This window comes from Candidatus Shapirobacteria bacterium, assembly GCA_041659325.1.
Classification (GTDB): Bacteria; Patescibacteriota; Microgenomatia; order UBA12405; family UBA12405; genus JBAZYN01.
This window is the reverse complement of record JBAZYN010000004.1, coordinates 62403-70022: the sequence shown is the minus strand read 5'-3', so window position 1 is coordinate 70022 and position 7620 is coordinate 62403. Positions and strand designations below refer to the sequence as shown.

The following is a 7620-nucleotide window of genomic DNA, read 5'->3' as shown; positions in this document are numbered from 1 at the left end:
AATCCAAACCGAGAAACACCCGGGATTACACTGACCGGGAGTCGGGGTTGAGGTTGGGGTCGGAGTATTTGTCGGGGTAGCGCAAATCGGATCATTGGAACAATCAGAATCGGCGCAATCAACGGATACGTCACCATCATTATCAATACCGTCAGAGCATTGTGTTTCGCCGCAATCACCGCCATCAAAACTACAGGCTTCTACATTGCACGAATCGTCACAATACTGATCGCCAATCCACGAGGAGGGACAGCCGGGATTGCACAATTCGGGTTGGCAGGTAGAACTGCACCCATCACCATTTTGGAGGTTGCCATCATCGCAAGTTTCACCGGTTTCTATAATGGCATTTCCGCAAATAGAACCGCAATCTTCGTCTGTTTGCTGATCACAGTCATTATCAATTCCGTCACATATTTCTATGGCACCAGGATGGGTTGCCGCATCTAGATCATTACAATCGGTGGGGTCGCTGACATATCCAACCGGAGCAATACACGATTGAGTATTTATTAATGAATTCCCGTATCTGTCAGCATCAAGATCCTGATAAAAAGTTGTTTTTACATCTTCGTCAAATGAGTTATCACAATCGTTATCTTTTCCGTCACAAATTTCTGGTGAGGGCTGGCTTGATTGAATACAAGAAATAACTCCGGCAACGCATTGCGTCGCTCCGGCACTACAAATCCCAGGTAAACCGGTTGAGCAAGAAATGTTTCCGCCCGGATTACCTTCATCGGTTGAACCGTTGCAATTATTATCTTTTCCATCACAAATTTCGGCGGCACCGGGATTAATAGTGGAATTAGCATCGTTACAATCACCCGAAGGATCGGATGATGAGGCTTCGCCAGAGTCGTTACAATCGAAATCGCTACTGTTTACTTGGGAACTAGTCCGGTAACCGTCGTTATCAACGTCGACATAACACATCTCTTGGCCATCACAATTTTGATCTGTTCCATCACCAACTATTTCGGTAGCTCCAGGATAAATGGAGGCGACGGAATCATTGCAATCGTTGCCGGCAAAACCGTCACCATCGGCATCGGGAATTTTTTGACAACTACTGTTACAAAAATCATAGTTGTTCAGATTACCATCATCACATTGTTCGTTACCTTCGACTATATTATTGCCACAAACTTCACATCCTTCGTCGATTATACTGTCGCAATTATTGTCTATACCGTCACAAATTTCTAGGGCAGCCGGAGAAATCTTGACATCGTCATCGTCGCAATCCTGGTCGTTTGCAGACTCAAATCTATCGGGGAGACACTTGCCATCGGTGGAGATAACGGCGTTGGTAGAACCATGCCCATCCTGATCACTGTCGTAATAACAGGTAACAGTATCAGAACCACTACAATCCTGATCGATGGAATCATCGGGGATTTCTGTGGCGCCCGGATAGACTTGGTTTTCGGTATCCTGACAATCAAGAGCCGGCTGCGTAGGATAGGCCTCCGTGGAGTCGCTGCAGTCGAGATCAGAGCTTCGCAGAGTATTTTCGGTACGGTAACCGTCATTGTCGGTATCGGTAAAACAAAGCTCCTCACCGTCACAATTTTGATCAATTCCGTCTCCAACGACTTCGCTGGCAATCGGACTAATAGAGGAATTGGTGTCGTTGCAATCAAGTTTATTGTCAACATAACCAACCGGAGGAGAACAGGATTCAATGGTAGTTGAAAAATCGCCAAAACCATCATTATCGTTATCTTTGTAATATACAAAAGTTTCACCCTCATCTATTTTGGAATCACAGTTGTTGTCGATACCATCACAGATTTCAGTAGCGTCGGGAAAGATGTTGGGGTCGAAAGGGGCACAATCGCCAACATCCGGTTCGCCGTCTTGGTCGGTATCAACTTCTGAACAAATGCCGACGAGGCACTGCATGCCAACACCGCAGGAATTACCTTCGGAAAGGTTGGAGTCGGCGGGACATAAACCATTTGAACCGGAACAGTATTCCGGGGTATCACAAATACCGGTTTGAGCCCGGCATTGGATGGAGGGAGAAACATAATGACAGGTTAAAGGGTTACAACATTGACCAGCTTCACATTGTTCACTGCCGGCAATTATTCCGTCGCCACAGGTGGTAGTACAAACACTCGGACTTCCATTACAATTAAAGCCGCTTTCGGCGGAACAGGTTGAAGAACAACCATCATTGTCATGTATATTGGCATCATCGCAAGTTTCTCCGGATTCCGTCAAACCATTACCGCAGACCGACGGAGCGACGACAACAGAAAATTTTTGAGAGGTGATTGATGGGTTGTTATTACAAGCACTATTTGCAAACCTTCTGAGTTCTGCTGTCCAATTGGTGCTGATTGAAGCATTGGCCGGTAAAACATGGCTTCCTTGTACAGAGGAAGAAACGTTTTGACAGCCGGTAATATATGTTCTGACGGCACTAGGAGAAAGGATGGCCAGACGATAATACTTGTTAGAATCACCGCCACTGACGGTGGCTTTGACATATACAGTTTCTCCTTGAGCGTAAGTCGATTTGTTGGTGGTAAAGTCAGAAGCCTTGGTGGCAAGAATTATCGTAAAGTGATCGACATTGGTGGCCTTGATTAACTCGCTTCCCTGCTGCGTAACATTGTTTTCAATCTGCTTAACTTCGGAAAGACTGATGGGGTTGGTCGTGGCGTCTTGGGGGGACTTTTCAATGTAGGAAATATCTGTTGACTGACCCTCTGCTTTGGGGAGAGTGATGTCATATTTAAAAACGCCATCATTCATGCCGGTAGTAATGTCGTAGGCATATTCAGTGGCCGGGTTAATACCTTGGGGGAGCTTGAGATCGGATGCTTTTATTTGTTGAATCTTCAAACTTGTACGAAGTGATTCATCTTTTGGAAGACAGGTGAATAAAACAGAAACTTTATTTTCTTGTGGAAATAAATAGCGGACACCGAGCTGTACTTTACCTGTAGTTTCGGAAATACCGGTGGTATCGTTTCGATTCCAATCGGAGTCGACGCTATCCCTAACAACCTGATCGGTTAAACATACTTGTTCAACGACCGCGGTAATGGTAGGAGTTTCAACGGGGTCAGTAACTTCGGTCGTTGGCTCGACAACGGGAGGAATGGGGGAAGAAGTAACATCAATTACAACAACGGTCGGAGTTGGGACGGGGATACCGGTGGGTGCTTCAATTTCAGTTGGGGTAACGGTGGGTGCTGAGGTTGGCTCGAGAGTTGGTTCGACAGTGGGTTGTGCAGTTGGTGAGAGTACTTCGGTCGGAACGGCAGTCGGTTCGGTTGGAACAGAAGTGGGTTCTTGAAATTGCTCTTGGGAAATCGGGGTGGGAGATTGTTGGACAATCGGTGTTGGCTCCGGGTCAACGGCAAAAATGCCTTTTGTGTCAAAATATGTGAAAGGGAGGAAGGTCTGAAAGAACAGGGAAAACAATGAAAAGAAGGCCATCGTCTTTTTATAAAGACGGTAATTTATTAGTTTTACCATAAGTGACAGGATTGTACTACCTTTGTTGTAGTTTGCAAGGGTTCTGATATATATGTATCCTAGGGCAATATTAGGACTTATATAATTATTTATTGTAAAGTAAATAGGTGAAATCGAATCATCTTTGTAATAAATTCAAATTTTGATCGTAATACTTTAGTAGACAATAAAAATTATAAAAATATGAAAACAAAAAAAATATTTCTGGTAATGACTTTTTTAATTCTTTTGAACTTTAGTACACCGGTGATGGCAAATGATGATGTCCGTGTTGAAGTTGAAGCCAGAAATGGGGTGTTCGTAACTCCGGGAACAACCAGAAAATTTGAGGAAATAAAAGAGTGGATAAAAAAGATACAAGAAGAGGCAAGAGAGGACAGGAAGGACCTGAGAGAAGAGACGAGAGAGGAACGAAAGAATTTGAGAGAAAACATTAAAGAGGATCGAAAAGAGGCCATAAGTACAATAGCCGTGGAGAGAAAAACAGTATGGACGGAAATGAAAAGAAAACAGGTCCAAATGATTACTCAGCGAATTGAGGATGAATTAAATATAAGATATAAAATAATTTTGAAGCTTAAAGAAAAAATCAGTGAAAGGATTACAAAAAAATCAACCACCCATGACATGACCTTGGCATCGGCAAAATTGGCTCAATTTAGCGACGCCCAATATAAAGCTGACATGGTAATTTTGAATACAAAACTAGGTGATATTGCAAAATCAGAAACACCAAAAGTGATGCTACCGGAAGTTCGGGGACTGGCCAACAAGGTGAGGATTAGTATAAGATCAATGCATCAGTTTTTAATGGAAGTAATGAAATTGATAGCGAGTGCACCAGCCAAATAATAACTAAATTATGAGACATAGAAAGCTATTGACGACGATTGCCTTGGCGTTGGTTTCCTCCCTAATGCTGGCGGGATGTTCAGCCAAAGCTGAGGTGGTGGATAAAGCTGTTGACTATAAGCAAGAGACTCCGACTTTAACAGAGACACCGGAACAATCTGAAATTCCAGATTTAATTCCGACAACCGGGATCACGACAAAGGAGACGGAGGATCAAAAACTTATTGATGAACTTAATCAATTTCAGGACGGATCACTCGAGGCTGATTTCTTGGAAATAGAGGCTCAACTTTAATACAAAAACCAACCACTTTCAATCATGAGCCTAAGGGAGGTGAGAACTATGGTGAGGATGGTGATGATGGAAATTATAAAAAGGTAGATCTGGAGTTTTTGTTTTTTGTAATTGTCCCCTATTTTGGGATATATGAAAATACCAAAAAGTATAGTAACTGACGCTGCCAGAATAAGAGAATATGGTAAATTCTCAAGCAAAACTTCTCTGCCGACATCACCCATCCTGATTAGTGAGCGCGGGTTGGTTAGTTCTATAAAATATATACAGGCGGTAACTAAAAGAGCACTGATGACAAAAACTGAAATTAGTAATAGTACCTGACCATCTTTGATGGCGACAAACCACCACCTTGGTTTCATCCTGACATCTTGGGTGGCGATTTGGGCCATTATTTTTTTACCTAGATTTTTTTTCATAAATTTTTCCTAATTTTTGTTTTAGTTTTTGCCTGGCACGATGAATTAATACACCGACTTGGTTTGGATTTTGATGTAAAATGTCTGATATTTCCTGATAACTTTTTCCTTCAAAATAAAATAAAAGAATTACCTCTTTGTATTTTAGCTCTAATTCCAAAACCGCGGCTTTGATAATTTTTTTATTTTCTTTTTCGATTTCCAGGTCTTCCAATAATTGTTCCCCGTTCCAGACTAGCTCCTCTGAGTCCTCACTTAAAGAATAGGTGGACTTTTGAGATTTGAAATAATCAATTACTTTGTTGTGGGCAATCCGATAAATCCAGCTGCCAAACTTTTTGTCGGGATCAAAGCCAAGAAGATTTGTATAAGCTGATATAAAAACGTCGGAGAGAATGTCTTCGATATCGGCGGTTGACCGGTCGGTAAGCCTTTTGATATACCGGAAGAGCTTGTCTTGGTATCTTTGGATAATTACGGCAAATTTGTCTTTGTCTCCGCTACAGACCAAAGCCACAACTTCCTCATCGGTCATGTGGATATTATAGCGCACGGGGATATTACCTTTGCGCGGCGCACTTTAGGGCAGGATTTGTATCGTAGGCCTGGAGGATAATTTGATGACGGTTATCCTTGATTAACAAAGACTCACTTAAAAAATGCTCAGAGATTTGGTTACTTGACATTGCTAGCCCATCCCCGACCAGAACTTGATGCCTGCAGGAATCTACTTTCCAATCAATCGGCCGGACTTCGACATTAGCAAAGTTGGTATTACTTGTACTACTGGCTTTCCAATAGTAGTCGCCCCGGGCTGGGTTTTCCTGTTGGAGTAACGACGGCGGATATTTTAGCCAAAATAATATTAAAATACCTGGTACATTTCGGCTATTATCGATAATAAAGTGTTTTTGTGGGTTATTTTTAATTAATTTTGCTATTTGGTCATAACCATAATTCCAGGCGGTGGCCCGCTGCCGAGGAAACAAAATAAAATATGAGCGCCACAATAAAATCAAAGAGAAGGCAATAACACATAATGAAATAACTACTCCTGATGAGGGCTGTAGATTTTGTAATATTTTATCGACACCGATGGCTATTACGATGGAGTATGGTAATAATAATGGCAATGCCCGCTGAGTTGAGTAATCAGCGTTTGCCAGAGCTGCGGGGAGGGGTATTATTATGATTAAACAAATCAGGTAAAAATAGAGGGGAACTTTTCTCTTTATATAAAGCTCATAAATACCTGCTAGCCAGGGGAAAAACATCCATGAATAAAATATTGCCAGACCCGGGATTGATCTTTGCGGATCATTGTCCTGTTTATTAAATAAATTTTGGGGAGAAAAGTATGAAAAGTACTGCTCGATAAATGAACTTGTAAAAATGGTGTTTTTTATCCAAAATGCCGGAGTGAACATCATTATAATATTTGGTATTTGAATTATGGCAGCCAAGACTAGTGGTAAAAATATTTTTTTGAACGGGTGTTTTTTAAAGTAAAAAATAAAATAAATAATTAAGAGAACTAATGGAGCTAAGTATCTTTGGGTGTGGCCGGCATAGGTGGACAGAGAAATTAGAAAAAAAGATAACATAGGTTTTTCGTAAAATAATATCCCCAGTGACAATAGAGCGAAGGCAAAGGTTACCTCATAACCTAATCTGGCATTAAAAACCGCCCAAGGAGTAATGATAAAAAGAAATAGTGCTAATAATTCGGCTTGTTTTAACTTTAAAATCTTATATTTCTTAAGGAACCAATATAATCCAGTGGCAACTGACAGTAAGGAAATTGCTGAAGGCAACCTGATGGCCTGGGGGTTTAGTCCGAACAGTTTGACAAAAATCGTTTCAACATAGACAAATAGGCCCGGAGTGTAGGAATTAAAGAATTTGAAATAAATTGGCAGAGTTTGCCCCTGGTGATCTTTGAGAGTATTAAGAATAGAAAAGGCGTCATATCCGACTAGAGCTTCATCCATAAATACTCCGGAGGGAATTGTTCCCAATTGATAACAGTAAAGGAACAGTCCGAGTGTAAGAATAAATATCAACAACAGATTATTTTTTAGCAATCGATAAAAATCCATTGATGGCAAAAATAAATAAAACCGGATAAAGACAAAAGTTACCAACGGTGGCGTTTGACCCAACAAAAGTCAGAGTGAGCACGGGAATTATAAAAAGAGGTAAAAAATATTTTAAATAACCTTTTTGAACTAAATCAAAAAACCCTATTAATATCAAAAAAATTATTAAAAACGGTAGCGATTTTATATCAAAAATACTAAAAAAATTGTCTTGTAATTTGAAAAACAATCTACTTTCCGGACGTTTTTCGATAATGTTTGCCAGTCGATAGTACATTGAAGGGTAGTCGTTCATTCTTTGCTGCTGCTCTATCAGGTCTACTTCATTCTGATAGAGAAGTGGCGTATTTTTTGATAAAACGACTTGAAAATATGAAAAGGAAACCGACAAAAACACTAAACATATAAACGCATTTTTTTTAATAAATGCCGGCAACTCCATGTAAAGATTATAAAC

7 protein-coding genes are annotated in these 7620 nt (G+C 40.8%); 2 read left to right on the top strand and 5 right to left on the bottom strand.

Annotated features, from left to right (window positions below; translation table 11 throughout):
- Positions 1-3498 (bottom strand): MopE-related protein (locus WC841_05945; GenBank protein ID MFA5828867.1); only part of this gene is annotated, 3498 nt, incomplete at its 3' end.
- A gap of 183 nt (positions 3499-3681) precedes the next feature.
- Between WC841_05945 and WC841_05940 the strand changes: the two genes are divergently transcribed.
- Entirely contained in the window at positions 3682-4350 is a 669-nt protein-coding gene (locus WC841_05940) for a hypothetical protein (protein ID MFA5828866.1), read from the top strand.
- A gap of 10 nt (positions 4351-4360) precedes the next feature.
- Positions 4361-4645, top strand: coding sequence for a hypothetical protein (locus tag WC841_05935; protein MFA5828865.1), 285 nt, complete (start codon positions 4361-4363; stop codon positions 4643-4645).
- Here WC841_05935 and WC841_05930 read toward each other — a convergent pair.
- From WC841_05930 to WC841_05915, 4 genes are read right to left on the bottom strand one after another with little or no spacing between them, the layout of a single operon-like run.
- The gene (locus WC841_05930; GenBank protein ID MFA5828864.1) at positions 4642-5064 is read right to left on the bottom strand and encodes a hypothetical protein; all 423 of its coding nucleotides are present in this window, start codon (positions 5062-5064) and stop codon (positions 4642-4644) included. The genes WC841_05935 and WC841_05930 overlap by 4 nt on opposite strands.
- Positions 5045-5599, bottom strand: a complete 555-nt coding sequence (locus WC841_05925; GenBank protein MFA5828863.1) for an RNA polymerase sigma factor — start codon at positions 5597-5599, stop codon at positions 5045-5047. Before WC841_05925 ends, WC841_05930 begins: the two co-directional genes overlap by 20 nt.
- Positions 5600-5624: 25 nt before the next feature.
- Positions 5625-7163, bottom strand: coding sequence for a hypothetical protein (locus tag WC841_05920; GenBank protein MFA5828862.1), 1539 nt, complete (start codon positions 7161-7163; stop codon positions 5625-5627).
- Positions 7135-7605 (bottom strand): hypothetical protein, encoded by a 471-nt coding sequence (locus tag WC841_05915; protein ID MFA5828861.1) that lies wholly within the window; start codon positions 7603-7605, stop codon positions 7135-7137. Before WC841_05915 ends, WC841_05920 begins: the two co-directional genes overlap by 29 nt.
- Positions 7606-7620 lie beyond the last annotated feature (15 nt).